Genomic DNA, 24168 nt, shown 5'->3' on the forward strand with positions numbered 1-24168 from the left:
ATGGTGCGCCGCGTCCTCTCCCTCACCTCCGGGCGGATCGCGGTGGCGGTCCTCGCCGTCATCGCCCTGCTCGCCCTCCTCGGCCCGCTGCTCGCCCCGCAGGACCCCCTCGCCACCAGCGACACCACCCTCGCCCCGCTCTCCGGCGCCCACTGGCTCGGCACCGACTACCTCGGCCGTGACGTCCTCAGCCGCCTCCTCGACGGCTCCCGCGTCAGCGTCCTCGGCTCGCTGGAGGTCGCCCTCACCGCGCTGCTCGTCGGAGCGGTCCCCGGCATCCTCTCCGTCCACCTCGGCCGGGTCTTCGAATGGATCACGCTCCGGCTGACGGACACCCTGGTCGCCCTGCCGTTCCTGCTGTTCGCGGTCGCCGTCATCGCCCTGCTCGGCAACGGCCTCACCCAGGCCATGCTGGTCACCGGCGTCCTGGTCTCACCGCTGTTCTACCGGGTGGCCCGCGCCGCCACCCTGGCCGTCGCCCGCTCCCCGTACGTCGAGGCGGCGCTCGTCTCCGGCGCCTCCGTCGGCTGGATCGTCCGCCGCCACGTCTGGGGCAAGGTCCTGCCGCCGGTCGCCGTCGCGTTCGCCCAGACCGTCGGCGTCGGCTTCGTCATCGTCTCCAGCCTCACCTTCCTCGGGATCGGCGTCCAACCCCCCGCCCCCACCTGGGGCGGACTCCTCGCCTCCGACCTCGGCTACCTCAGCCACCGCCCCTGGGCCCCGCTCGTCCCCGCCCTGCTGATCATGGCCACGGTGTGGGCGGCCAACCTGCTGGCCGACGCCATCCGCGACGTCTCCGGCGAGGCGGGCCGTGCCCTCGTCAACGACCGCAAGGCCCGCGCCCGGCGCCGCGACCAGGCAGGCCCCGCCCCCTCCGGAGGTGCCGCGTGACCCCCCTGACCTCGAAAACAGCCCCGGCCCCGACCGCGCTGCCCACAGCCGCTCCGGAGCCCGCGCCCCCGGCCTCCCCCGTCCTGTCCGTACGCGACGTCCGGATCACCGACCGGGCCGGCGGCCGCGAGATCGTGCACGGCGTCAGCTTCGACCTCACCCCGGGCCGCGCGGTCGGCATCGTCGGCGAGTCCGGCAGCGGCAAGACCCTCACCTGCCGCGCCACCCTGGGCATCCTGCCGCCCCACTTCGAGGTGAGCGCCGGCACGGTCGAGATCGGCGGCACCCCGATCGACACGCTCACCCCCCGGCAGTGGACCGAGCTGCGCGGCGCCACCATCAGCGCCGTCTTCCAGGACCCCGCCTCCTACCTCAACCCCTCCCTGCGCGTCGGCCCGCAGATCGCCGAGGTCGTCCGCGTGAAGAAGGGACTGGGGCGGCGCCCCGCCCGGCAGCGCGCCCTCGACCTGCTGCGCGCGGTCCATCTGCGCGAACCCGAACTCGTCTACGGCCAGTACCCGTTCGAACTCTCCGGCGGCATGCTTCAACGCGTCCTGATCGCCGCCGCCGTGGCCGCCGACCCGCAGATCCTGATCGCCGACGAGGCCACCACCGCGCTCGACGTCACCGTCCAGGCCGAGATCCTCGACCTCCTCGACGACCTCCGTGAACGCACCGGCCTCGCGCTGGTCGTCGTCTCGCACGACCTCGCCGTCGTCGCCCAGCTTTGCGACGAGGTCCTCGTCATGCGCCAGGGCGAGGTCGTCGAACAGGGCCCGACCCGCTCCGTCCTCCACGCCCCGCGCCACCCCTACACCCGCCTCCTGATCGCCGAACACGAGCAGTACGGCCTGGAAAAGTTCCGCACCCCCAAGGAGGAGGCGTGACCACGCCACCCGCACCCGCGCCGGCCGCACCCACGCCACCCGCACCCACGCCGGCCGCACCCGTACTGGAAATCACCGGCCTGGACGTGCACTACGGCCGCCGCGCCGCGCTCCGCGGGGTCACCCTCAGCGTCGCGCCCGGGGAGACCGTAGGCATCATCGGTGAGACCGGGTCCGGCAAGTCCACGCTCGCGCGTGCCGCGCTCGGTCTGGTGGGGGTGTCGGCCGGGTCCGTCGTCGTCGGCGGGCATGACGTCACCGGCTATCGAAGGCGTCAGTGGCGGGCGCTGCGCCGCAAGGGTGTCCTCCAGTACGTCTTCCAGGACCCGCTGCGCAGTCTCGACCCCGATCTCACCGTCGTCGAGTCGCTCACCGAACCCCTGCTCGTCCAGGGCGTGCCGCATGCCGAGGCGGTCGAGCGGGCCCGGGCGTTCCTGCCCCGGGTCCGTCTCACCGAGGATCTCCTCGAACGGCTGCCCGGTGAACTCTCCGGCGGTCAGCGGCAGCGTGTCGCCGTCGCCCGCGCCCTGGTCACCGAGCCCCGGCTGGTCATCCTCGACGAACCCGTCAGCGCCCTCGACTCCGCCAACCGCGTCCAGATCCTGGAGATCCTCAAGGAACTCCGCGCCGACGGCGTGGCCCTGGTCTTCATCTCCCACGACCTCGGATCCGTCGCCGGGATCGCCGACCGCATCGCCGTCCTCTACCAGGGCGAGCTGGTCGAGGACGGCGCCACCGCCGACGTCGTCAACCGCCCGCGACACCCCTACACCCGGCTGCTTCTCAGCTCCGCGCCCACCCTGCACGGCACCCGCTCCGACCGTGCCGAACGCGACGCCCTACGAGCCCTGTTGCACGTCTGACCCGCCCAACACACCCCCCCCGCCACGACAGAATAGGACCACCCATGCCCCGCACCCTCCACCTCGCCCTCCACCCCTACGGCGTCGGCGGCCCCGGCCAGCACGGTCTGTGGAAGGACCCCCGGGTCGCGAAGAACTCCAGCATCGACATCGACTACTACATCCGCCTCGCCCAGGCCGCCGAACACGCCCTGTTCGACGCCCTGTTCATCGTCGACAGCCAGTTCATCAACGCCACCTACCCGGCGCACTACCTCAACCGCCTCGAACCCCTCACGCTCCTCTCCGCCGTGGCCACCCACACCCGGCACATCGGCCTGGTGGGCACCGCCAGTTCGACCTACAACTCGCCCTTCAACCTCGCCCGCCGCTTCGCCTCGCTCGACCACATCAGCGGCGGCCGGGCCGGCTGGAACGTCGTGACCAGCTTCGACACCGGCACCTCGAAGAACTTCGGGCTCGACGAACACCTCGACTACACCACCCGCTACGGCCGCGCCCTGGAGTTCGTCCAGGTCGCCCGCGGCCTGTGGGACTCCTACGAGGACGACGCCTTCCCCGCCGACGTCGCGCGCGGCGTCTTCCTCGACCCGGCCAAGCTGCACGCCCTCGACCACGTGGGCGAGCACTTCAAGGTGGCGGGCCCGCTGAACCTCTCCCGCTCCCCGCAGGGCCAGCCGGTCATCTTCCAGGCCGGCGTCTCCGAGGAGGGCCGCGACCTCGCCGCCCAGGTCGCCGAGGGCATCTACGCACCCGGCGGCACCCTGGAACAGGCCCAGGAGTACTACGCCGACATCAAGCGCCGCACCGCCGCCTACGGCCGCGACCCCGAGCACATCAAGATCTTCATCCACGGCGGCCCCGTCGTCGCCTCCACCGACGAGAAGGCCCGGCTGCGGGAACGCGAGATCTTCGACGAGGACAACGACTTCGACCGCAACCTCGCCCTCCTCGGCCGCTCCTTCGGCGCCTACGACTTCAGTGTCCACGACCTCGACGCCCCCTTCCCCGACGTCGCCCACCTCGCCGAGAAGGGCGGCCGCACCGGCGCCGCGCAGCTCATCGAGCGGGCCCGCAAGGAGAACATGACGCTGCGTCAAGTCGCCGAGGCCGTCAACCAGTTCCGGCAGTCCCCGTTCGTCGGCGCGCCGGACACCGTCGCCGACACCATCGAGCGCTGGTTCCGCGCGGACACCCTCGACGGCATCAACCTGGCCTTCCGCACCGAGGAGGAACTGGAGTACTTCGTGGACGGCGTCGTACCGATCCTCCAGAAGCGCGGCCTGTTCCGCACCGAGTACGCCTCCGACACCCTGCGCGGCAACCTCGGACTGCCCGTGCCCGCCAACCGCCACACCCGCGAGCCGCAGCTCGTGGACGACTGAGGGCCGCCCCAATGACCGCACCCGCTCCAGCACCCGCACCGACGCCCGCCCCGGCGCTCTCCCCGACGGGCGGCCGCGACGTCCACACCGTCCGCTTCCCCTACGGGCCGCCCCCGGCCGCCGTCGACGTCCTGATCGTCGGCGCCGGGCCGGTCGGCCTCGCCGCCGCCGTGGAACTCACCCTCCGCGGCGTACGCACCGCCGTGATCGACCGGGCCCGCACCGCCACGCTCGTCCGCGCCGGCGCGATGGGCCACACCCCGCGCGTCGTCGAACACCTGCGCCGCTGGCAGCTCCTCCAGCGGGTCCGCGACGCCTGGACCTACCCACCGGAATGGCACCGCGGCATCCGGCTGGTCACCTCCCTGGCCGGCCATGAACTCCTCCCCACCCCCGCACCGTCGTTCACCGCCCGGCCCACCGGCACCCGGCACAGCCTCGACGAGGCACTGCGCCGCCCGCAGACCGTGTTCCAGCAGGTCTTCCTGGAGCGCCTCGCCGAACTCGGCACCGGCGTCCACGGCGGCCAGGAACTCACCGCCCTGCACGAGGACGCCGACGGCGTCGACGCCGAGGTCACCGACGTCACCACCGGCACCGTCCGTACCGTCCGCGCCGCCTACGTCCTGGGCACCGACGGCGGCGGCAGCACCACCCGCCGGCTGGCCGGCATCGGCCGCGAGGGCGAGTACGCGACCGAGAAGCGGCTGCGGCTGATCGTGCGCACCGGCGACATCTCCGCCCGCGTGGGCGCCGCCCCCAGCGCCACCAACATCGTCGTCAACCAGCGGGCGTCCGGCTTCCTCGCCGCCGTCAGCACCCGCGAATGGCGCGTCTACGCCGGTCCCTACCCGCTCGACCACGAACCCGACGAGAAGGAACTCCTCGACGTCGGACGGGCCGCCTTCGGATTCGACCTCGACCTCGAACTGGTCTCCGCGACGACCTTCTACCACGCCACCCGCATCGCCCGGACCTTCCGCCGCGGCCGGATCCTCCTGGCCGGCGACGCCGCCCACGTCCGCACCCCCGGCGGCAACCTCGGCGAGGGCATCGGCGACGTCGTCAACCTGGGCTGGAAACTGGCCGCCGTCCTCGCGGGCCAGGCCCCGGCCGCCCTGCTCGACTCCTACAACGAGGAACGCCGCCCCCACAACCGGCGCGTCGCCGCCCACGCCCTGGACCGCTCACGGCGCGCCCAGGACACCCTCGCCGAGATCCGCGCGGGCGGCATCCCCGACGACGCCGACCTCGGCCCCGACGCCACCCGGCGGCGCGCCGAGATCGGCGACCGGCTGCGCCGCGACCACTCCGGCGGCGAGGGCGTCGCCTTCGACGAGCGCTACGACGCGTCCTCCGTCATCTGGTACGAGCCCGGCCAGCGGGAGACCGAACGGCCCTGGCGCGCCGACGTGTACGAGGACGACCCACGCCCCGGCCACCGCGCCCCCGACGGCCCCGTGGACCCCGGCGGCGGCACCCTGTACGACCGGCTCGGCCACTCCTTCGGCCTGCTCGTCCTCACCGAGGACCGCACCGTCGAGCACGCGCTCGTCGCCGAGGCCGCCGCCCGCGGCCTGCCGTTCACGGTCGTCCACCTCACCGACCCGGCCGCCCGCGCCCTGTACGGCAGCCCCTACGTCGTCCTCCGCCCCGACCAGCACGTCGCCTGGCGCGGCACCCGCCTGCCCGAGTCCGGCGCCACGGCCGTACTCGACCACCTGCTCGGCCACGGCGGCGGCCCCGGCACGGCCCCCACCACCCATGAGCCGGCACATGAACCCGTGCCCGCACCCGCCCCGTCTTCCGCTGGAGTATGAGATGACCGAGTACACCGACCACCACGGCCCCGAGGGCCTGCTCGTCCGGGGCACGGTCGTCGTGGTGCCGGGGCGGGGGGAGACCCGGGCGACCTACGGGCGGTTCGGCCGGCGGCTCGCCGCCGACGCCTACCGGGTGCGGGTGGTCGACGCCCCGCGGCCGGACGCCGCGGATCCGGAGGGCGCCCTGACCCGGTTCGCCGCGCTCGTGGCGGACGCGGTGGCGGGCGCCGCCGGTGCGGAGGGCGTCGCCGAACCCGTCGTCCTGGTCGGCGCGGACTCCGGTGCCGCGGCCGTCGCCGCGCTGCTCGCCCGTGAGGAGCGGTTCCTCCCCGCCGGGCGGCCGCACGCCGTCGTCCTCGCGGGCCTGCCCGGCCCCGACACCGCCTTCACCGGCGGCGGTTGGGACGACGAACTCGACGCCCGCACCTCCTGCCCCGCGCACCGCGGCACGCTCACCGGGGACGAGCAGGTCCGCCGCGGCTCCCTCGGCGAACCCGTGCCCGGGGCGCTGCTCGACGCCGCCTACGGCGGGGACATCGCCGTACCCGTGCTGCTCCTGGCCGGGGACGCCGATCCGCTCGCCGACCACCCCGCGCTCGCCCGGCTCGCCAAGGCGCTGCCCAAGGCCCGGCTCTCGGTGGTCCGCGGCGCCCACCACGACGTCCTCAACGACCTCCAGCACCGGTCGGTCGCGGCGGAGGTCGTCACGTTCCTGGAGACCCTGCGCAATGAACTGCGGCCCCTGGTCGCGGTGGAGTCGAGCGCGTGGTGAGCGCCCGTACCGGCCGACCGGCCGTCTGACACCCCGTCGTCCCCGCGCGGCAGGCGCCCCGCGTCCCACGCCCCCGCCCGCGCTCCGCGTCCGTATCCGCAACCGGAAGGTCCCGCCCATGCCCGCCGTCCTGTCCGTGTCCGGAAGCCCTTCCGCCACCTCCCGCACCACCGGCCTGCTGCGCCACCTCGACGACCGCCTCCGGCTCCAGGGGCACGAGGTGACCACGCTGGACGTCCGCACCCTTCCCGCCGACGCCCTGCTCGGCGCCGACTTCGCCCACCCGGCGATCGTCCGGGCGGCGGCCCTGTTCGAGCGGGCCGACGGGATCGTCATCGGCACGCCCGTCTACAAGGCCGCCTACTCGGGGCTGCTGAAGGCGCTGCTCGACCTGCTCCCGCAGTACGCCCTGACCGGCAAGACCGTCCTGCCGCTGGCCACCGGCGGGAGCACGGCCCATGTCCTGGCCATCGACTACGCGCTGCGTCCGGTGCTCACCTCGATGGGGGCCGCGCACATCGTGCCGGGCTGGTTCACCGTCGACAAGGACGTCACGCTCGGCGCGGACGGTACGGCGACGGTGGCGCCGGCCGCCGCCGAGGCCCTGGCCGGGGTCACGGACACCTTCTCCGCCGCGCTCCACGCCCGCCGTCCGGCGGTGGCCCTGGCCTCCACGGCCTGAACACCCGTGCACTGACTCTTGGTCAGACTCTTGTCAGTCCCTCGCGGTGACCCTATCTTCTCGGGGAGAAAGCGCTTTCCCTCACTGTGGCGCACACATCGCCCCGGGGGATCGGGTCGCCGCGGCGGCCGTCCTTCGCACCGCCCCTCCGCCCCGGCGGAGGGGGCACTTCCCGGACCCACGGTTCACGGACGAACGACGGACGACGGACGAGGAGACGACGATGAGAGCACGACTCGCGCTGCGCCTGTGCGCCGCGTCGGGGGCCCTGGCGCTCGCGACCGCGGTCGGGATGACGCTGTCGGGACCCGCCGCGTCGGCGGCCACCGGCACCGCCACCGGCTATGCGACCCAGAACGGCGGCACCACCGGCGGAGCGGGCGGGCAGACCGTGCGGGCCACCACCGGAACCGCGATCCACCAGGCACTCTGCTCCCGCGCCGCCGCCGACACCCCGCTCACCATCGAGGTCGAGGGGACCGTGAACCACGCCAACACGGCGAAGGTGTCGGGCAGTAGCTGCAACACCGCCGCCGGGGTCGTCGAACTCAAGCAGATCAGCAACGTCACGATCATCGGCGTGGGCGGCGGGGCCGTCTTCGACCAGCTCGGCATCCACATCCGCGAGGCGAGCAACATCGTCATCCGCAACGTGACGGTCCGGAACGTGAAGAAGTCCGGCTCGCCCACCTCCAACGGCGGCGACGCCATCGGCATGGAAAGCGGTGTCCACAACGTCTGGGTCGACCATGTCACCCTGGAGGCGTCCGGCGGCGAATCGGAAGGCTACGACGGCCTGTTCGACATGAAGGCCGACACCCGCTACGTCACGCTCTCCTACAGCGTCCTGCGCAACTCCGGCCGGGGCGGGCTCATCGGCTCCAGCGAGAGCGACCTCTCCAACGGGTACGTCACCTTCCACCACAACCGCTACGAGAACATCGACTCCCGCACCCCGCTGCTGCGCGGCGGCACCGCCCATATGTACAACAACCACTACGTGCGTCTGAACGAGTCCGGCATCAACTCCCGGGCCGGCGCCAAGGCCCGCGTCGACAACAACTACTTCGAGGAGTCGAAGGACGTCCTCGGCACGTTCTACACCGACCAGGCGGGCTACTGGCAGGTCGCCGGGAACGTCTTCGACAACGTGACCTGGTCCGCCCGGGGCACCGAGAACAACCCGGCGGGCCCGGACCCGCAGTCCAACACCACGGTCGCGATCCCGTACGCCTACACGCTCGACGCGGCCGCGTGCGTACCGGACGTGGTGAGCCGAACGGCGGGCGCGGGCAAGGGACTTCAGGTGTCGGACGGCAACTGCGCGGCCCAGTCGCCCACCGCGGCCCCGACCGCCCCGGCCAGTCCGACGGCCACCCCCACCGCGACGCCGACCCTGCCCACCGGCACCAACCTCAGCCTCGGTGCCGGCGCGGACGGCTCCAGCAAGGCCGGCGGCACCAGTTACGGCAACGTCCGTGACGGCGACCTGACCACGTACTGGTCGCCGGCCGGCGCCACGGGCTCCGTCTCGGTCAAGTGGGGTTCCGCCACCGCCGTCTCCTCGATCGTCATTCGTGAGGCGTCGGGATCCGTCGGTGTCATCGGGTCCTGGCGGGTGCTGAACGCCGACACCGGGACCGTCCTCGCCTCGGGCGGCGGTGCCGGGACGATCACCTTCCCGCGCACCACGCTCGGCAAGATCACGTTCGAGATCACGGGCTCCTCGGGCACGCCGAAGGTCGCGGAGTTCGAGACCTACGCGTGAGGGACCTACGCGTAGGAGCCCTGCACGTAGGCGACACGGGACGGCACCCGGGTGCGCCACACCCGGGTGCCGTCCGTTCGCGGTCAGCGGTGCTTGCAGTCCCAGTGACCCTTGACCCACACCTTCTCCCAATGGGCGGGCACGTAGACCCACTTGTAGGTGACCTTGTACTCCCAGTGGCCCTTGTGCCAGTTGCCGTGCTTGTCGTGGTGACCCTTGTGCCAGGTCTTGTGGACGACCCGCTTCTTCTCCCAGTGGCCCTTGACCCACTCCTTCTCCCAGTGGCCCTTCTTCCACTCGCACTTGTCGTGGTGGTGACCGACCGTCGCCACACTGGTGACGGTCGACGCGGGTGCCGGAGCCGCGGTGGCCGTGCCGGACAGACCCAGCGCCGCTCCACCGCCCAGCAGTCCCGTCGCCGCGGCGCCCGCCACCAGGCGGCGCGCTCGCAGGGATGCGGTCATCGCACCCATCTCCCTCGAAGAGTTCGGCTGCATCGGACGCGAGGGATTCGGAGCCGGGCACGGCGCGGATGAGGCAAGATGAAGAAAAGGTGAGAAAACGCCGGAAAACGGCATCCACGGCCGCCGCGGCCACGAATCCCCGGTGAAACGAAGCCGTCCCGGACGAGCTGTTCCAGGGAGCGCTCATGTCCACCACCACGTCACCCCGTACCGCCCAGTACGCCGTCGAGCTGCCGCACACCCGGCAGGCCCCGTCCATCGCCCGGCACGCCAGCGAGGACTGGCTGACGGAGACCGAACCGGTCGATCCCGGGCACGGCGACCGGGTGCCGGACGACCGTGTGGCGGACGCGGTCCTCGTCGTGTCCGAGCTGGTCACCAACGCGGTGCGGCACACCCAGGACCCCTGCCTGCTGACGCTCACGCTGGAGGACGGCCTGCTGGACATCGCCGTCGCCGACCACAGCGAGGATCTCCCCGATCTCCACGACGCACGCGGGGACGAGCGCGGCGGCCTCGGCATGGACGTCATCCGCGGCCTCGGCGGCCGCATCAGGCTGGTCCCGGCCCTCGGCGGCAAGACCGTCCACGTCCTCCTCGACGCGGCCCAGGACAAGGGCCCCGGCCGCGAACCCGGCTCCGGCGCGGACCCTGGCCCCCGGGACCGACCGTGACCACTGCACGCGCTGGGGCGGCCGACGTGCGGGGCCTGCCAGGCGGTGCCACGCGCGGACCCCGGGACCCCGGACCGCCGGTCAGCACCGCGCGCGCTGGTGCGGCCGTGGTGCGGGGCCCGCTGGGAGGTGCCGTGCGGGGACTCCGGAGGCCGGGTCCGGCGGTGAGGAGCCGTTGTCGCGCGCGCCTCGTCGCGGCCGTGGTGCAGGGCCTGCCGGGTGGTGCCATGAGCGGACCCGGGCCCTTGGGACCGTCGGTGAGCAGCCACCGCTGTGCGCCTGCCGTCGCGGCTGTCGTGCAGCGGTCGGCGGGCGGTGCCGCGCGGGGACTCCGGAACCCGGCACCGGCGGTGGGCCGCCCCCGTTGCGCGCGTGCCGTCGCGGCCGTGGTGCGGGGCCTGCTGGGAGGTGCCGTGCGGGGGCTCCGGAGGTCGGGGCCGGCGGTGGGCCGCCCCCGTCGCATGCGTGCCGGCGTGGCCGTGGTGCAGGGTCCGGCGGGCGGTGTCACCTGTGGGTCCCGGACCCCGGGACGGGCCGTGGGCACCCCGCGTCCCGCGTGTGCTCTCGTGGCCGTGGTGCAGGGCCTGGCGGGCGGTGTCATCTGCGGGTGCCGGATCCCGGGACCCGCAGTGTGCAGCCCCCGTCCCGCGTGTGCCTTCGTGGCCGTGGTGCAGGGCCTGGCGGGCGGTGTCACCTGCGGGCGCCGGACCCCGGGACCCGCCGTGCGCACCTCCCGTCCCGCGTGTGCCCTCGTGGCCGTCGTGCGGGGCCCGTCCGGCGGTGCCACGATCGAAGTTCGGACAGGGGGAGCCGCGGCCGGGCCGGTGGAGCGCGGCACGAGGCACGAGGGGAGCACGGCGTGCCGCACAGCCCCGAGCGCAGCGCACGCGTGGAGGACCTGCTGGCCCGCGTGGCCGGCGGGGACCAGGACGCGTTCTCCGGGATCTACGACGCGCTGTCCGGGACCGTCATGGGACTGGCCTGCCGGATCCTGCGGGACGCGGCCCAGGCGGAGGAGGTGACCCAGGACGTCATGGTCGAGGTCTGGCGCACCGCGGGCCGCTACGACCCGGACCGGGGCACGGCGAAGGCATGGGTCCTCACCCTCGCCCACCGCCGGGCCGTGGACCGCGTCCGTTCCGCCCAGGCGAGCGCCGACCGGGAGCAGCGCAGCGGGGTGCTGGAGGCGGACCGGGAGTTCGACGAGGTCGCCGAGGCCGTCCAGGACCGTGACGAACAGCGCCGCCTCTACCGCTGCCTCGCCGAGCTGGCCCGCCAGCAGCGGGTGCCGCTGGTGCTCGCCTACTACCGGGGGCTGACGTACGTCGAGGTCGCCGACGCGCTGTCCACCCCGGAGGGCACCGTGAAGTCCCGGATGCGCGCCGGGCTCCGGCAGTTGCGGGCCTGCCTGGAGGACGGCCCATGACGACCGGACAGGAGCCTCACGCGGCCGTCGGGGCGTATGTCCTGCACGCCCTCTCCCGTGCCGAGGAGGCCGCCTTCGAGAACCATCTCGCGGCCTGCGACGCCTGCCGCCGGGAGGTCGCGGACCTCAGGGAGACCGCCGCGCTCCTGGGCGCGCGCGAGAGCGTCCCCATGCCGCCCGACGCCCGCGAGCGCACCCTGCGCACCGTCGCCGGCACCCGTCAGGACCTGGTCCGCGGCCTCCCCGGCCCCCGGACCGGGCGGATCCTGCGGCCGGTCCTCGCCGCGTGCGCCGCCCTGGCCGTCGCCCTCGGCGGGATCGCCGTCTGGCAGCACGGCGAGGCCGACGACGCGCGCGCCCGCGCCGACCGGGCCGAGCAACGGGCCGACACGGCGCGCGCCGCGTACGCCGCCGTCCTCACCGCCCCCGACGCCACGCTCCACACCGCGGAGCTGTCCGAGGGGGTCACCGCGGCCGTCGTCGTCTCCCGTTCCGAGGAGCGCGCCGTCTTCACCGCCCAGGGCCTGCCCGCCCTCACCGGCGGCAAGGTCTACGAACTCTGGTACGCCGCCGAGTCCGGCGAGCTGGTCCCGGCCGGCCTGATGCCGGGCACCGGGGAGGTCGACGGCCGGGTCATGGAGGGCTCCCCGGCCGGCGCCGCCGCGGTGGGCATCACGGTCGAACCCGCCGGCGGATCACCGCAGCCCACCGGCGAGCCCCTGGGCGTCGTCCCCCTCACCACCTGATCGCGGCCTCCCGCGCATCCGCCGGAGGCCGAAGACCGGAAGAGAAGGTACGAGGCAAGCACGCCGCGCGGGAGGCACGGGACATGGCACAGAGCGGAGCGAACGGCGGGCGCCGCGGCCGTACGGAGTGGGACGTCGTGGTCGTCGGCGCCGGGCTCGCGGGCCTGGCCTGCGCGCACGACCTGCTCGCGGACGGGCTGAGCGTGCGCGTGCTGGAGGCCGGGGACCGGGTCGGCGGCCGGATGCGCACCGACCGGGTCGACGGGTGCGTGGTGGACCGGGGGTTCCAGGTCTTCAACACCGCCTATCCGCAGGTACGGCGTCGGCTGCGCCTGCGGAACCTGCGGCTGCGGGCCTTCACCCCCGGCTTCCTCGTGCACACCGGGAACCGGCGGCTGCGGTTCGCCGACCCCACCCGCGCCCCCGGGGCCGCGCTGCGCGGGGTGGCCGAGGGGCTCGCCGGGCCGCGTGACCTGGCCGCACTGGCCGCGCTGACCACCTGGGACGCCCTGGCACCGGCCGCGCTGACGGCCCGGCGGCGGGACACCGGGACACGGCGGGCGCTGCGCGCGGCGGGGTTCACGGACGGTTTCGTCGAGCGGTTCTTCCGGCCCTTCCTGTCCGCTGTGTTCCTGGAGGAGGACCTGGAGACCTCCGCCCGCTTCTTCCACCTGGTGTGGCGGAGCATGGCCCGCGGCACGATCTGCCTGCCGGCGGACGGCATCGGCGCGGTGCCCGAGCTGCTGGCCGCCGCGCTGCCGCCCGGCACGGTCGCCCTGGAGGAACCGGTCACCGCCCTCACCGGCGACGGCGTGACCGTCGAGGGGGAGCGGACCGTCACGGCGCGGGCCGTGGCCGTCGCGGCCGGACCGGCGACGACCGCCCGGCTGCTCCCGGGCCTCGCCCTGCCCCCGTACCGGACGGTCACCACCTACCACCACGTGGCCCCGCGCTCCCCGCTGCGGGAGCCGACCCTGGTGACGGACACCCGCCGCCGCTTCCTGAACACCTGCGTCCTGACCGAACTGCACCCGCACCACGCACCCCGGGGCCACGCGCTGGTCGCCACCTCCGTGCTGGGCGGAGACACCCCCGGGCGGGAACGGGCGGTGCGCGAGGCGCTCGCCGACTGCTACGAGACCGACACCGCCGACTGGGACCGCCTCACCGCGCGCACGGTGGAACAGGCGCTGCCCGCGATGCCGGCGGGCATGCCGCTGAGCAGGCGGACCCGGCTGGGCGGCGGGCGGTACGTCTGCGGTGACCACCGGGCGACCGGATCCGTGCAGGGCGCCCTGGCGTCGGGGGCGCGGGCGGCCCGGGAGATCGCGGCCGACCTCGCGCACCGCTGACCCCCCGGTGCCGTCGCCCGGTCAGCCGGGTGCCGGTCCCGCCGTCAGGACCGACACCCGCGCCGCCTCGATCGCGGCGAGTTCCGCGCGCGGGGCGGACGCGTCGGTGACCAGGGTGTGCAGCGCCGACACGGGAGCGACGAACGCATGGGCGGTGTGGGCGAGTTTGCTGCCGTCCGCCACCGCGACGACCCGCCGGGCCGAGCCGATGGCCGCCTGTTTGACCACGGCGTCGTCGAGGTCGTACGCCGTCAGCCCCTGGTCCGCCGCGAGGCCGCAGCAGCCGATGACGGCGGTGTCGAAGCGCAGGGCCGCCAGCGAGGCGAGGGTGAGGGGCCCGGTGAGGGCGCCTTCCCCCGGCCGGGGCCTGCCGCCCGGCACCAGGAGCGTGGTCCGCCCAGGGTTCTCGCCGAGCAGGTGCACCGCCTGGAGCGACAACGGCATCACCGTCACCCGGCGGCCGCGCAGCACCTTGGCGACCTCCAGACAGGTGGTGCCGCTGTCCAGGACCACCGTCTCCCCGTCGGCGATCAGACCCGCGGCCTCCGCCGCGATCAGGGCCTTGCTCTCGACGCCGTCGTGCGCGCGCAGCGCGAAAGGGGGTTCCTCGCCGCGCAGGACCGTGCTGCGGGCACCGCCGCGGACGCGTTCGAGCACCCCCTGGGCGGCGAGGGCGTCCAGATCGCGGCGAATGGTCATCTCCGAGGCGCCGGTGAGGGCGGCCAGCTCGCCGACCGTGGCGCTGCCCGTCGCGCGCACGGCCTCCCTGATCCGGCTCAGACGGTCTGCGTTACCCATGGCGTGATTCAACACCACCCGCGATCGAACAATTAGTGTGTGAGAAACAGCGACTTCTGAACACGATACATGTTCGATATGTTGTCCCCATGAGACCGGAACGATCACTGCGCGCGGCCCGCGCCGCGACCTTCACCTACTTCGTCCTCAACGGGACCCTGCTGGGGATGTGGGTCGTGCAGATCCCGCCCATCGAGGAGCGGGCCGGCATCGGGCACGCCGTGCTCGGCGGCTTCCTCGTCCTGCTGGGGCTGGGCGCGTTCGCCGGTATGCAGGTGGCGGGACCGCTCGCCGACCGCCTCGGCACCCGCAGGGTCGTGCCCGTCTCCGCCGTGCTGTGCGCCGCGACCCTGGTGCTGCCCGGCCTCGCGGCCGACCCGTGGGCGCTCGCGGTGGCCCTGTTCGCCTTCGGGTTCGGCAACGGCTGCCTGGACGTCAGCATGAACGCCCACGCGGTACAGGTCGAGAAGGCGTACGGACGTCCCGTGATGTCCGCGTTCCACGCCACGTTCTCCGTCGGCGGGGTGCTCGCCGCCCTCGCCGGCGCCGCCACGGCCGGGCTGGGCTGGGGGCCCGCGGCGACCCTGGGCACGGCCGGGGCGCTCGCGGTGCTGATCGCCCTCGGCGTCGCCCCGAGCCTGCTCCCCGCCGAGGACCGGCCGGCCGACGCCCCGCAGCAGGCGTCCGGGCGCCCCGCCAGGACACCCGCCCGTATCTGGATCCTGGCCGTGCTCGCCCTGCTGGTCACGCTCTGCGAGGGCGCGGCGAACGACTGGAGCGTGCTGCACCTGAAGACCGTCCTCGGCGCCTCGGACAGCGTCTCCGCCTTCGCCTACGGCACCTTCGCCGCCGCCATGACCGTCGGACGGCTCCTCGCCGACCGGATCGCCGCCCGCTTCGGCCCCGTCGCGATCCTGCGCCACGGCTCCGCGACGGCCGCCGTCGGCATGACCGCGGTCGCCCTGTCCCCGTGGATCTGGCTCGCGCTGGTCGGCTGGGCCCTGTTCGGCGCCGGGCTGGCGGGCTGCGTCCCGCAGTTGTTCAGCGCGGCGGGTCACGCCGACCCGGCGGCCGCGGGCGCCAACGTCTCCCGGGTCGCCGGCCTCGGCTACCTCGGCATGCTCGCGGGGCCCGCCCTGATCGGCTGGCTCACCCACCTGGTCCCGCTCAACCTCACCTTCCTCCTGCCGGCGGCCTTCTGTGTCGTCGCCGCGGCCATGGCCGGGGTGCTGCGCGGGCACACGGTCACGGAGCCGAAGGTCGCGCAGCCGCTGTGACGGGCTGTCCTTTGCAGCGGGTCAGGAACCGTCGCCGCCCGGCTCCTCGATGACCGACAGCACGTTGCCCGCGGGGTCGGTGAACCACGCGATCAGCGGGCCCTCGTCGCGGTGGATCCCCTGGTCGTCGGTGGCGAGGTGGTCGTACCGCTCGAAACGCACACCCCTTCCGCTCAGTTCGCCGACGGCCGCCTCGATGTCGTCGACGAGGAAGTTGAGGGTCGTGTAGGTCGCCGGGGTGTGGTCGGGCTTGGGATAGACGAGGACGTCCCGCCCACCGGCGAGGTGCAGGGTGAGGATGCCGTTCTCCTCGGACAGGCCGACGCCCAGCGTCTCGCCGTAGAACTTCCTGGCCGTGTCGAGGTCGTCCACCGAGAAACTGCTGAACGCCTTGGTCGTGCCGAACATGATCGCCTCCGGGGAGGGGGTGCGGACCCTGGTGGGCTTCCTCTCTCAAGGACCGGCCGGCCGCCGGAAACTGATCGGTCGCCCGGAGCGCGCCCGCGGTTCCGTGCGGAGGTCCGCCTCGGCGCGGGAGAGCTGACGGGTGAGGCTGGTCAGCCATGAGTCGAGGTCGACGAGGGTGGGGAGGGGGAGGGGAGGCGGGGGCCGGGACAGGCCGGGGCGCTCCGGGGCAGGGCTCCCGGCACTCGCGCCCCCGCCCGCAGGGCTCTCCTCTCCTGCCATGGCACTCGCGCCTCCGCCTGCAGGGCTCTCCTCTCCTGCCACGGCACTCCCGCCCCGGTCGCCCTCGACGCACAGCTCCGCCAGCCGGTACGTCCGCCCCGCCACCGTCCGCGCATCGGCCCTGGCCCACTCCGCCGCGTCCGGCGGCAGCGCGCGGCCGGGCAGGTCGAACCGGGGGAGCCACTGCGCCCCCAGCAGGATCTGGTGGGCCGCGATGAGCAGCGCGTGCCAGTCGGCGCCGGACGATCCCTCGGGCGCCGGTTCGCTGCGGAACTGGGCGTAGGCGGACTCGGCGAGGCGCAGCCGGTGCAGAGCGGGCAGGGTCTGGGCGGGCGGCGCGGACCCGGGCGGGACGGCCGTCAGCGTGGTGGCGGTGCCCTCGATCAGCGGACCGCACGCCCGCAGCAGCCCCGCCATGGTCCGCCGTACCTCCCGGCGCGCCCCGGCCGGCCAGGCGAGCAGCCCGCACAGCAGGCCGATGGCGCTGCCCGTCACCACGTCCACGATCCGGGCCTCGGCGAGCTGCCAGGAGGCCGGGGCGATCTGGGCGAACGCGGTGGCCACCACCAGCGTGAACAGTCCTTGCGCCCAGGCGATCCCGAGCAGCGGTCCGAGCGCGAAGGCGATCAGCATGCCCGGGGCGAGGAGCACGGCGTCGGTGTCGGTGCGCTGTCCGACGGTGATCAGCAGGGCGCCCGCCGCGACGGCGCCCACGAGGTTCCCGGCCATGGCCGCGCGGATCGCCGTCCAGGTCTCGCCGACGGTGGTCCGGCTCAGGGTGAGCACCGCGAGCAGCACCCAGAACCCGTGGGTCAGGTCGAGCGCCCCGGCGACCAGACGGGCCGCGCCGAGCGCCAGGGCGATCCGGACGGCGTTGTGGAACTGCACGGAGCGCGGCGTCATGTTGCCGACGAGACGGCGCAGCCACAGCCGGGGCGCGCTCGCCTCGGTGTACCAGAACAGCTCGCGCGGCTCGATCGGCGGGGTGCGCCGGCCGTCGAGGGCGATGCGTACGGAGATCTCCAGGACGCGCACCGATTCGGCGGCGGCCAGCAGCCCGGCCTGGCGGCGCAGCACCGGGACCGGGACCTCGTCCGCCGCCGGGTCCGCGGTCTGCCGTACGCGCATGTCCTGGAACGCGCCGATCGCCTCGTCCAGGCCGCGCGGTCCGGGAACGGCCTGTCCCGTCCGCAGTCCTTCGGCGCACTCGCCGCACCGGCCGGCGACCCGCGGCAGCAGCCAGCGGGCCGGGGAGTCGGTTCGGTCGGCGGCCCTGAGGAGGTCGCGGAGTTGTCCGGTCTCGGTGAGATGGGCGAGCTGTTCGAGGAGCCGGCGGGCGGCGGTGCCCGCCTGGGAGAGCGCGCGGTCGGCGCGGCGCGGGCCGGCGGGGCGTTCCGCGGGCGGCACGTTCGACAGCCGCAGCCGCGCGCCCTCCGCGCGCAGGGCCCCGGGCGTCAGGACGGTCCGGCCGGCGAGGACGTCACCGGCGGTCGCCACGGCCCGCGCGAGACTGTGCCGGTACGTCTCACCCGGCGGCTGCGGCAGCAGGAACACCTCGCACAGCGCCAGCAGCAGCACGCCCGTGGTGAGCCCGGCCAGACGCAGGCCCAGGGTGTCCGGTTCGTAGGGCGGGAAGCAGGCCAGGATGTAGAAGAGCTGGAGTCCGGGCGCCGCCCCCGCGGGCCGCGGTCCGGCGACGGCCGCGTAGGCGAGGACGAATCCGACGACGAGCATCCCGAGGACCGCCGCCCAGGTCTCCACCGCCAGCACGGTCCCGAGCGTCACCAGCACCAGACCCACGGGCAGCGCTTTCAACATCACCGCGGCCCGCTGCCGCCCCGAACCCGGGACGGACGACAGCAGGCCGAGGGCGATCGGCGCGAACAGGGAGTACAGCGCGAGCAGCGGTTCGTCGAGGCCGTACAGGAAGGTGTAGAAGCCCGCGGCGGCCGCCAGGGTCACCCGGAGCGACCGGTGCACGATCTGCGCCCGCTCGGCCCGCGAAGACTCAGCGCGCATGAGCAGGTGTCCTCTCGAGGCGTTCCTCCCATTGTCGACCGCCCCCGTACGCCCCGCAGCCCGGCGGCGGGCCGGGTGCCTGTCCGTTCCCGCGCTGGGTAGGTGAACGGCATCGGGAACGCCCCGACACCAGGGAGGGACCACGATGAGCAGCCTCATCCGCCGTATCAAGGACTTCGCCAGGACCCCGCAGGGCCGCCGCGCCATCGCCCAGGCCCGCCGAGCCGCCTCGGACCCCCACCGCCGAGCCCAGGCCCGCACCTTCCTGAGCCGCTTCCGCACCCGCCGCTGAGGCGCGCTGCCGGGCTCGCAACCACGCCTTGTCCGGGGGAAGTTGACACGTCCGTATGCTCATCGCCCGCCGTGTGCCGACCGGTTGCCCGGCCGGCCCCGGCCTCCGCCCCGCCGGTTGCGGGCCCCTGGGTGGGCGGGGAGCATGGGGAGGGAGAGCCTTCGGATTCGGCGTCGGGGCGGGGCGGCGTCGTGTGATCGGCGGGAACCCCCTTCATGAGCAGCGACGGCCGCGGTGACGACATCCCGCGTGTGGGACAGCAGCCGGGCCCCGACGGGCCGGATCAGGACGTCTTCTCCCCGCTCGGGATCCGGGAGTTCGGGTTCGCGGGTGCGTTCGGTGAGCTGGGCGCGGCGTTCCTCGGGGCGTTGCGGGCCACCGGTGCGGTGGGGGAGTCCGCGGAGGCGGAGTATCAGCGCGCGCTGGACGTCGTACGCGGGTATCCGGCCGAGGATGTCGACCGGTTGGCGCGGAGCGGGTGGGAGGAGCTGCCCGAGGAGGCGTATCTCGACCGGTGGGCGCTGGTGCAGGTGCTGACGGACCTTCGGCTGGCCGGTACCGCCGACGCCCTCGCGGCGGTCGTGGCGACGCCCGTCCCGCCGGAGCGGTATCCGGAGGGCGCGCACCGGTACTCCACGGTCGGCCAGGAGACCGTCATCAGGACCACCGCCGTGGAGGGACTGGCGCGCCTCGCGGCGGACGGCTCGACGGGCGCGCTCGACACGCTCGTACGCCATGTCGACGACGACCGGCGCGGTGTCCGGGCGGCCTGTGTGCTCGCGCTGCGCGAACTCGCCGCCCCGGTCGACCTGCCCGGGCTGATCCGGTCCGAGGACGCCGACCTGCTGGAGGTCCGCCGTTACGACGTGCGGGACGTTCCGCAGGTCACGCGCGTGGACCACATCCGTTACCCGGGGGCGGGTGCCGATGTGCGGCCGCCGCCTCCGTGACACGCCGTCAGGAGAGTGTCATGGCCACCTGTTCCGCCACCGTCCCGGATCTGAACGGCTCCGGTGACGCCTTCTACGGCCCGCTGTGGAACTCCAGCCAGCCCCATGTCGACTACTTCTGGACCACGTACGGGTTCGCCGGCAACAAGGCGTACTGGGACGACGGGTTCGGCTGGGAGGACCCGGGGAACATCAGCCTGCCCCTGGGCCGGACCTTCAACTCGCTGTGGCTGCTGACGTATTCCGCGGAGGACTGGGAGAACGACGCCTACGAGGCGACCGCGTTGAACTGGGGGCGCCGCTACGTCCGGGAGAACATCCGTGACCTGCGCGCCAGATGCGGCGACGGCACGGCGGTGGCCGCGGCGACCGGCACGCTCGTCGAGCTGTATCTGGACATGTGGTACGGCCAGGCGGTGCCGGAACGGGCGTCCACCTTCATGCACGAGGCCCGGCACATCGGCGGCAAGGACCACAACGACAAGTTCCCGGCGGGGTCGGTCTTCAGCGCCGGTCAGCCCGGCGCGGACTCGGACTGGAACTACGAGGGCGCCTGGATGTACGAGACGCTCTACCTGTGGTGGTACTTCGCGGCCGGTACGCCCGTCACCTCTGCGATGCGCCAGCGCGCCCGGCAGATGGGGAACCTGTACCTGGACAACGCCTTCGCCGCCCGGCCGCCGTTCCGGATCTGAACGGGGCGGACGCTCAGCCGCGCAGCCAGGCGCCGACCCCCTGCCCCATCGCGCCGGCCATGGCCCGCGCGATGGGGCAGGGGGTCGTGCACGCCTCGGCCGGGGTGGCCAACGGGCCCCGCTGCCGGATCTCCGTGCAGACGAAGGCGGACCCGGGGCCGTCCACGGCGTCCACGACGTCCAGCACGGTGATCTGCTCGGGCGCCCGGGTGAGCGCGTAGCCCCCGGACTTGCCCTGCACCGAACGGATCAGCCCGGCCCGCGAGAGGGCCTGGAGCTGCTTGGCCAGGTAGGTGGGGGAGATGTCGTGCAGCGCGGCCGGCCGGGCCGCCGGGACCGGCTCGCGCACCGAGGTGAGCACGACGCAGCAGCGCAGCGCCCACTCGACCCCACCCGACATCTTCACGGGCCTCAGCCTGGAGCAGGGGCATGACGTGAGCGCGGCGGCGCCCACGACCGGCGTGGACCTGCTCACGGGGGCCGGACTGGACGAGGCGCTCGCCGGTGCGGAGACGGTCGTCAACCTCGTCGGTGTGGACCAGGTGCCCGAACTGGACTACTACCGGGCCAAGGTGCTCCAGGAGGACCTGCTCAGGGCCGGCCCTCTGCCGTACTCGGTCGTGCTGGCCACCCAGTTCATGGAGTTCGTGGACGCGGTCCTGTCCTGGACCGCGGACGGCGACACCGTACGGCTGCCGCGCACGCCCCTCCAGCCGATCGCGGCCGCCGATGTCGCCGCCGCCGTCGCCGAGGTCGCGGCCGGCGCCCCGCTGAACGGGATCCGGAACGAGGACCGTGTGGGTCCCGCAGCCGGGTGCGGGGGCCCACACGGTCGTACAGGTCTGTACCAAACCCTTGACACGTCCATTGCTCACTTCTTAAATCACATAGTGAACTAAGCCCTCCCCAGGGGCTGTTCCTCACCCCCCACCCACCTGGCGCGGTCTCGGATCGGGCTCCGCCGCGCCCGGCTCTGTCATGCACCTGCAATGTCGAGCCGTGCTGCTTCATGAAGGGAGAGTCATGGACTCCCCGCGCACCTCCCGGCGCCTGCTCCTGTCGCTCGCCTCGCTGCTCGCCTTCGCCTCGCTGTCCACCGGCCTCGCCCAGGGCGCCTCTCCGGACGCGTCCTCGTCGGCGAAGACCCCCACCGCGGTCACCGTCACCCAGGCACAGGCACAGGCCGCGGCCGCCGCCGTCACCTTCTCCGACGAGTTCGACGGACCCGCCGGCGCCGCCGTGGACGGCGGCAAGTGGCTGATCGAGACCGGCGACAACGTCAACAACCACGAGCGGCAGTACTACACGGCCGGAAACCGCAACGCCGCCCTCGACGGCCAGGGCCATCTGGTCATCACCGCCCGCCGCGAGAACCCGGGCAACTACCAGTGCTGGTACGGACGGTGCGAGTACACCTCCGCCCGGCTGAACACCTCCGGCCGGTTCACCACCACCTACGGCCGGGTCGAGGCCCGGATGAAGGTCCCGCGCGGACAGGGCATGTGGCCCGCGTTCTGGATGCTCGGCAACGACATCGGCCAGGTCGGCTGGCCCAACTCGGGCGAGATCGACGTCATGGAGAACGTGGGCTTCGAACCGTCCACCGTCCACGGCACCCTGCACGGCCCCGGCTACTCCGGCTCCGGCGGCATCGGCGCCGGGTACACCCTGCCCGGCGGCCAGGCGTTCGCCGACGCCTTCCACACCTTCGCCGTCGACTGGAGCCCGAACGCGATCACCTGGTCCGTGGACGGCACCGTCTACCAGCGCCGCACCCCCGCCGACCTCGGCGGCCGCCAGTGGGTCTTCGACAAGCCGTTCTTCCTCATCCTCAACCTCGCGGTCGGCGGCTACTGGCCCGGCGACCCCGACGGCAGCACGGCCTTCCCGCAGCAGCTCCTGGTCGACTACGTCCGTGTCACCACCGACACCGGCCAGCCCGGCGGCGGCGGTCCGATCACCGGCCTCGCGGGCAAGTGCGTCGACGTGGCGGGCGCCAACAGCGCCAACGGCACCCCCGTCCAGCTCTACGACTGCAACGGCACCGCCGCCCAGCGCTGGACCGTGGGCGCCGACGGCACGATCCGCGCGCTCGGCAAGTGCCTCGACGTCGCCTCCGGCGGCACCGCGGACGGCACCCCCGTGCAGCTCTACGACTGCAACGGCACCGCCGCCCAGCAGTGGGCCGTGCCCGCCGCCCGGGACATCGTCAACCCGCAGGCGAACAAGTGCCTGGACGTGGCGGGCAACAACTCCGCGAACGGCACCCGTCTCCAGATCTGGACCTGCACCGGCGCGGCCAACCAGAAGTGGACGGTGACCCGTTGATCCGCGGCCTCGCGCGCACCCGCGCGGTCCGCGGACTCCTCGGCACGGCGGCCGTCGCCGCCCTCCTCACCGGCCTGACCGGCACCCCCGCGAGCGGCGCCGCGGCGGCCGCCACCGGCAGCATCACCGGCCTCGCGGGCAAGTGCGTCGACGTGGCCGGCGGCAGCAGCGCCAACGGCACCGCCGTCCAGCTCTACGACTGCAACGGCAGCGCGGCCCAGCAGTGGACCGTTGGCGCAGACGGCACGATCCGCGCCCTCGGCAAGTGCCTTGACGTGGCGTCCGGCGGCACGGCCAACGGCACGGTCGTGCAGCTCTACGACTGCAACGGCACCGCCGCCCAGCAGTGGGCCCTGCCCGCCGCCCGCGACATCGTCAACCCGCAGGCGAACAAGTGCCTCGACGTCACCGGCAACAACTCCGCGAACGGCACCCGCCTCCAGATCTGGACCTGCACGGGCGCCGCCAACCAGAAGTGGACGGCACCCGTCGGCGACACCCCGCCGCCCGCACCCGGAGCCATGGCCGTGGCGCCCTACCTCTACAACGGCTGGGGCAGCCCGCCCAACCCCACCACCGTGATGAACGCGACCGGCGTCAAGTGGTTCACGCTCGCCTTCGTCCTCAGCAACGGCTACTGCAACCCCCAGTGGGACGGCGGCCGCCCGCTCACCGGTGGCGTCGACCAGCAGACCATCGCGACCGTCCGGGCGGCCGGCGGTGACGTCATCCCGTCCTTCGGCGGCTGGAGCGGCAACAAGCTGGAGAGCTCCTGCGGCAGCGCGGGCGAACTGGCCGCCGCCTACCAGAAGGTCATCAACGCCTACGGCCTCAAGGCGATCGACATCGACATCGAGGCGGCGGCGTACGACAGCCCGGCCGTGCAGCAGCGCACGGTCGACGCGCTGAAGACCGTCAAGGCCAACAACCCCGGCATCAAGGTGTACATCACCTTCGGCACCGGCCAGAACGGGCCGGACAGCAGCCTGATCGGCAGGGCCGCGGCCTCCGGGCTCACCGTGGACAGTTGGACGATCATGCCGTTCAACTTCGGCGGCGCCGGCCAGAACATGGGCCAGCTCACCGTCCGCGCCGCCGAGGGGCTCAAGACCGCCGTCAAGAACGCCTACGGCTACTCGGACGACCAGGCGTACCGGCGCACCGGCATCTCCTCGATGAACGGCATCACCGACAACAACGAGACGGTGACCGTCGCCGACTTCCGCACGATCCTCGCCTACGCCCAGCAGCGCCACCTCGCCCGGCTGACCTTCTGGTCGGTCAACCGCGACCGGCCCTGCACCGGCGGCGGCGCCGACAGTTGCTCCGGAGTCGCCCAGCAGCCCTGGGACTTCACCCGCGTCCTCGCCGCCTACACCGGCTGACCCG

The 24168-nt window shown here is 73.8% G+C and carries 22 protein-coding genes and 2 pseudogenes; 19 read left to right on the forward strand and 5 right to left on the reverse strand.

Annotated elements, in window-relative coordinates; translation table 11 throughout:
• From AFM16_RS35080 to AFM16_RS35115, 8 genes are all read left to right on the forward strand, one after another.
• Positions 1-891: an ABC transporter permease gene (locus AFM16_RS35080; protein WP_030782968.1), complete on the forward strand. Its 891-nt coding sequence runs from the start codon at positions 1-3 to the stop codon at positions 889-891.
• Positions 888-1778: an ABC transporter ATP-binding protein gene (locus AFM16_RS35085; protein ID WP_078636376.1), complete on the forward strand. Its 891-nt coding sequence runs from the start codon at positions 888-890 to the stop codon at positions 1776-1778. Before AFM16_RS35080 ends, AFM16_RS35085 begins: the two co-directional genes overlap by 4 nt.
• Positions 1775-2641 carry an ATP-binding cassette domain-containing protein gene (locus tag AFM16_RS35090; protein WP_078636377.1) on the forward strand — a complete coding sequence of 289 codons (867 nt, stop codon included), beginning with the start codon at positions 1775-1777 and terminating at the stop codon, positions 2639-2641. Before AFM16_RS35085 ends, AFM16_RS35090 begins: the two co-directional genes overlap by 4 nt.
• A gap of 44 nt (positions 2642-2685) precedes the next feature.
• On the forward strand, positions 2686-4026 hold the full coding sequence (locus AFM16_RS35095; protein ID WP_078636378.1) for an LLM class flavin-dependent oxidoreductase: 1341 nt from the start codon (positions 2686-2688) through the stop codon (positions 4024-4026).
• 11 nt (positions 4027-4037) lie between these two features.
• Positions 4038-5846, forward strand: coding sequence for an FAD-dependent oxidoreductase (locus AFM16_RS35100; protein ID WP_078636379.1), 1809 nt, complete (start codon positions 4038-4040; stop codon positions 5844-5846).
• Between the two features lies 1 nt (position 5847).
• Complete coding sequence (locus tag AFM16_RS35105; protein ID WP_078636380.1) at positions 5848-6621, forward strand: alpha/beta hydrolase; 774 nt, start codon at positions 5848-5850, stop codon at positions 6619-6621.
• 118 nt (positions 6622-6739) lie between these two features.
• On the forward strand, positions 6740-7303 hold the full coding sequence (ssuE, locus tag AFM16_RS35110; RefSeq protein WP_030782951.1) for an NADPH-dependent FMN reductase: 564 nt from the start codon (positions 6740-6742) through the stop codon (positions 7301-7303).
• Between the two features lie 223 nt (positions 7304-7526).
• A complete protein-coding gene (locus AFM16_RS35115; RefSeq protein ID WP_078636381.1) occupies positions 7527-9071 on the forward strand; it encodes a pectate lyase family protein in 1545 nt (514 codons plus the stop codon).
• A gap of 83 nt (positions 9072-9154) precedes the next feature.
• Here the strand turns inward: AFM16_RS35115 and AFM16_RS35120 are convergent, their stop codons facing one another.
• Complete coding sequence (locus tag AFM16_RS35120) at positions 9155-9535, reverse strand: hypothetical protein (RefSeq protein ID WP_030782945.1); 381 nt, start codon at positions 9533-9535, stop codon at positions 9155-9157.
• A gap of 185 nt (positions 9536-9720) precedes the next feature.
• Here AFM16_RS35120 and AFM16_RS35125 point away from each other — a divergent pair, with 185 nt between their 5' ends.
• The 4 genes from AFM16_RS35125 to AFM16_RS35140 all read left to right on the forward strand — a co-directional run bounded on the left by AFM16_RS35125 (position 9721) and on the right by AFM16_RS35140 (position 13733).
• A complete protein-coding gene (locus AFM16_RS35125; RefSeq protein ID WP_051780229.1) occupies positions 9721-10209 on the forward strand; it encodes an ATP-binding protein in 489 nt (162 codons plus the stop codon).
• Positions 10210-11068: 859 nt separating this feature from the next.
• Positions 11069-11635, forward strand: coding sequence for an ECF RNA polymerase sigma factor SigK (sigK, locus tag AFM16_RS35130; protein ID WP_078636382.1), 567 nt, complete (start codon positions 11069-11071; stop codon positions 11633-11635).
• The gene (locus tag AFM16_RS35135) at positions 11632-12381 is read left to right on the forward strand and encodes an anti-sigma factor (protein ID WP_078636383.1); all 750 of its coding nucleotides are present in this window, start codon (positions 11632-11634) and stop codon (positions 12379-12381) included. The genes sigK and AFM16_RS35135 overlap by 4 nt, the downstream gene beginning before the upstream one ends.
• An 83-nt stretch (positions 12382-12464) precedes the next feature.
• The gene (locus AFM16_RS35140) at positions 12465-13733 is read left to right on the forward strand and encodes an NAD(P)/FAD-dependent oxidoreductase (protein WP_078636384.1); all 1269 of its coding nucleotides are present in this window, start codon (positions 12465-12467) and stop codon (positions 13731-13733) included.
• Between the two features lie 21 nt (positions 13734-13754).
• Here the strand turns inward: AFM16_RS35140 and AFM16_RS35145 are convergent, their stop codons facing one another.
• Positions 13755-14531 (reverse strand): DeoR/GlpR family DNA-binding transcription regulator, encoded by a 777-nt coding sequence (locus AFM16_RS35145; RefSeq protein ID WP_078636385.1) that lies wholly within the window; start codon positions 14529-14531, stop codon positions 13755-13757.
• An 89-nt stretch (positions 14532-14620) separates the two neighbouring features.
• Between AFM16_RS35145 and AFM16_RS35150 the strand changes: the two genes are divergently transcribed.
• Complete coding sequence (locus AFM16_RS35150; protein WP_078636386.1) at positions 14621-15808, forward strand: MFS transporter; 1188 nt, start codon at positions 14621-14623, stop codon at positions 15806-15808.
• A 21-nt stretch (positions 15809-15829) separates the two neighbouring features.
• Here the strand turns inward: AFM16_RS35150 and AFM16_RS35155 are convergent, their stop codons facing one another.
• The gene (locus AFM16_RS35155; RefSeq protein WP_078636387.1) at positions 15830-16216 is read right to left on the reverse strand and encodes a VOC family protein; all 387 of its coding nucleotides are present in this window, start codon (positions 16214-16216) and stop codon (positions 15830-15832) included.
• Positions 16217-16261: 45 nt separating this feature from the next.
• Positions 16262-18514, reverse strand: coding sequence for an FUSC family protein (locus AFM16_RS35160; protein ID WP_078636388.1), 2253 nt, complete (start codon positions 18512-18514; stop codon positions 16262-16264).
• Positions 18515-18659: 145 nt separating this feature from the next.
• Here AFM16_RS35160 and AFM16_RS39605 point away from each other — a divergent pair, with 145 nt between their 5' ends.
• The 3 genes from AFM16_RS39605 to AFM16_RS35170 all read left to right on the forward strand — a co-directional run bounded on the left by AFM16_RS39605 (position 18660) and on the right by AFM16_RS35170 (position 20451).
• Positions 18660-18806 carry a hypothetical protein gene (locus tag AFM16_RS39605; protein WP_167797309.1) on the forward strand — a complete coding sequence of 49 codons (147 nt, stop codon included), beginning with the start codon at positions 18660-18662 and terminating at the stop codon, positions 18804-18806.
• A 215-nt stretch (positions 18807-19021) separates the two neighbouring features.
• The gene (locus tag AFM16_RS35165; RefSeq protein WP_078636389.1) at positions 19022-19756 is read left to right on the forward strand and encodes a HEAT repeat domain-containing protein; all 735 of its coding nucleotides are present in this window, start codon (positions 19022-19024) and stop codon (positions 19754-19756) included.
• Between the two features lie 20 nt (positions 19757-19776).
• A complete protein-coding gene (locus tag AFM16_RS35170; RefSeq protein ID WP_078636390.1) occupies positions 19777-20451 on the forward strand; it encodes a hypothetical protein in 675 nt (224 codons plus the stop codon).
• Between the two features lie 49 nt (positions 20452-20500).
• Here the strand turns inward: AFM16_RS35170 and AFM16_RS35175 are convergent.
• Positions 20501-20851: pseudogene (locus AFM16_RS35175) on the reverse strand (RrF2 family transcriptional regulator); the annotation flags it as partial.
• 25 nt (positions 20852-20876) lie between these two features.
• On the opposite strand from AFM16_RS35175, the pseudogene AFM16_RS35180 reads away from it, so the two are divergent.
• From AFM16_RS35180 to AFM16_RS35190, 3 genes and pseudogenes are all read left to right on the forward strand, one after another.
• Positions 20877-21239: pseudogene (locus AFM16_RS35180) on the forward strand (SDR family oxidoreductase); the annotation flags it as partial.
• Between the two features lie 235 nt (positions 21240-21474).
• Complete coding sequence (locus tag AFM16_RS35185) at positions 21475-22779, forward strand: glycoside hydrolase family 16 protein (RefSeq protein ID WP_078636391.1); 1305 nt, start codon at positions 21475-21477, stop codon at positions 22777-22779.
• Complete coding sequence (locus tag AFM16_RS35190; RefSeq protein ID WP_078637197.1) at positions 22761-24164, forward strand: chitinase; 1404 nt, start codon at positions 22761-22763, stop codon at positions 24162-24164. Before AFM16_RS35185 ends, AFM16_RS35190 begins: the two co-directional genes overlap by 19 nt.
• Positions 24165-24168: the final 4 nt, after the last annotated feature.

Origin of the sequence: Streptomyces antibioticus (assembly GCF_002019855.1) — a bacterium.
Classification (GTDB): Bacteria; Actinomycetota; Actinomycetes; order Streptomycetales; family Streptomycetaceae; genus Streptomyces; species Streptomyces antibioticus_B.

Coding starts and splice junctions, on each gene's coding strand:
- AFM16_RS35080 (WP_030782968.1), top strand. CDS start 1: ATGGTGCGCCGCGTCCTCTCCCTCACCTCCGGGCGGATCGCGGTGGCG.
- AFM16_RS35095 (WP_078636378.1), top strand. CDS start 2,686: ATGCCCCGCACCCTCCACCTCGCCCTCCACCCCTACGGCGTCGGCGGC.
- AFM16_RS35100 (WP_078636379.1), top strand. CDS start 4,038: ATGACCGCACCCGCTCCAGCACCCGCACCGACGCCCGCCCCGGCGCTC.
- AFM16_RS35105 (WP_078636380.1), top strand. CDS start 5,848: ATGACCGAGTACACCGACCACCACGGCCCCGAGGGCCTGCTCGTCCGG.
- ssuE (WP_030782951.1), top strand. CDS start 6,740: ATGCCCGCCGTCCTGTCCGTGTCCGGAAGCCCTTCCGCCACCTCCCGC.
- AFM16_RS35115 (WP_078636381.1), top strand. CDS start 7,527: ATGAGAGCACGACTCGCGCTGCGCCTGTGCGCCGCGTCGGGGGCCCTG.
- AFM16_RS35120 (WP_030782945.1), bottom strand. CDS start 9,535: ATGACCGCATCCCTGCGAGCGCGCCGCCTGGTGGCGGGCGCCGCGGCG.
- AFM16_RS35125 (WP_051780229.1), top strand. CDS start 9,721: ATGTCCACCACCACGTCACCCCGTACCGCCCAGTACGCCGTCGAGCTG.
- AFM16_RS35135 (WP_078636383.1), top strand. CDS start 11,632: ATGACGACCGGACAGGAGCCTCACGCGGCCGTCGGGGCGTATGTCCTG.
- AFM16_RS35140 (WP_078636384.1), top strand. CDS start 12,465: ATGGCACAGAGCGGAGCGAACGGCGGGCGCCGCGGCCGTACGGAGTGG.
- AFM16_RS35145 (WP_078636385.1), bottom strand. CDS start 14,531: ATGGGTAACGCAGACCGTCTGAGCCGGATCAGGGAGGCCGTGCGCGCG.
- AFM16_RS35150 (WP_078636386.1), top strand. CDS start 14,621: ATGAGACCGGAACGATCACTGCGCGCGGCCCGCGCCGCGACCTTCACC.
- AFM16_RS35155 (WP_078636387.1), bottom strand. CDS start 16,216: ATGTTCGGCACGACCAAGGCGTTCAGCAGTTTCTCGGTGGACGACCTC.
- AFM16_RS35160 (WP_078636388.1), bottom strand. CDS start 18,514: ATGCGCGCTGAGTCTTCGCGGGCCGAGCGGGCGCAGATCGTGCACCGG.
- AFM16_RS39605 (WP_167797309.1), top strand. CDS start 18,660: ATGAGCAGCCTCATCCGCCGTATCAAGGACTTCGCCAGGACCCCGCAG.
- AFM16_RS35165 (WP_078636389.1), top strand. CDS start 19,022: ATGAGCAGCGACGGCCGCGGTGACGACATCCCGCGTGTGGGACAGCAG.
- AFM16_RS35170 (WP_078636390.1), top strand. CDS start 19,777: ATGGCCACCTGTTCCGCCACCGTCCCGGATCTGAACGGCTCCGGTGAC.
- AFM16_RS35185 (WP_078636391.1), top strand. CDS start 21,475: ATGGACTCCCCGCGCACCTCCCGGCGCCTGCTCCTGTCGCTCGCCTCG.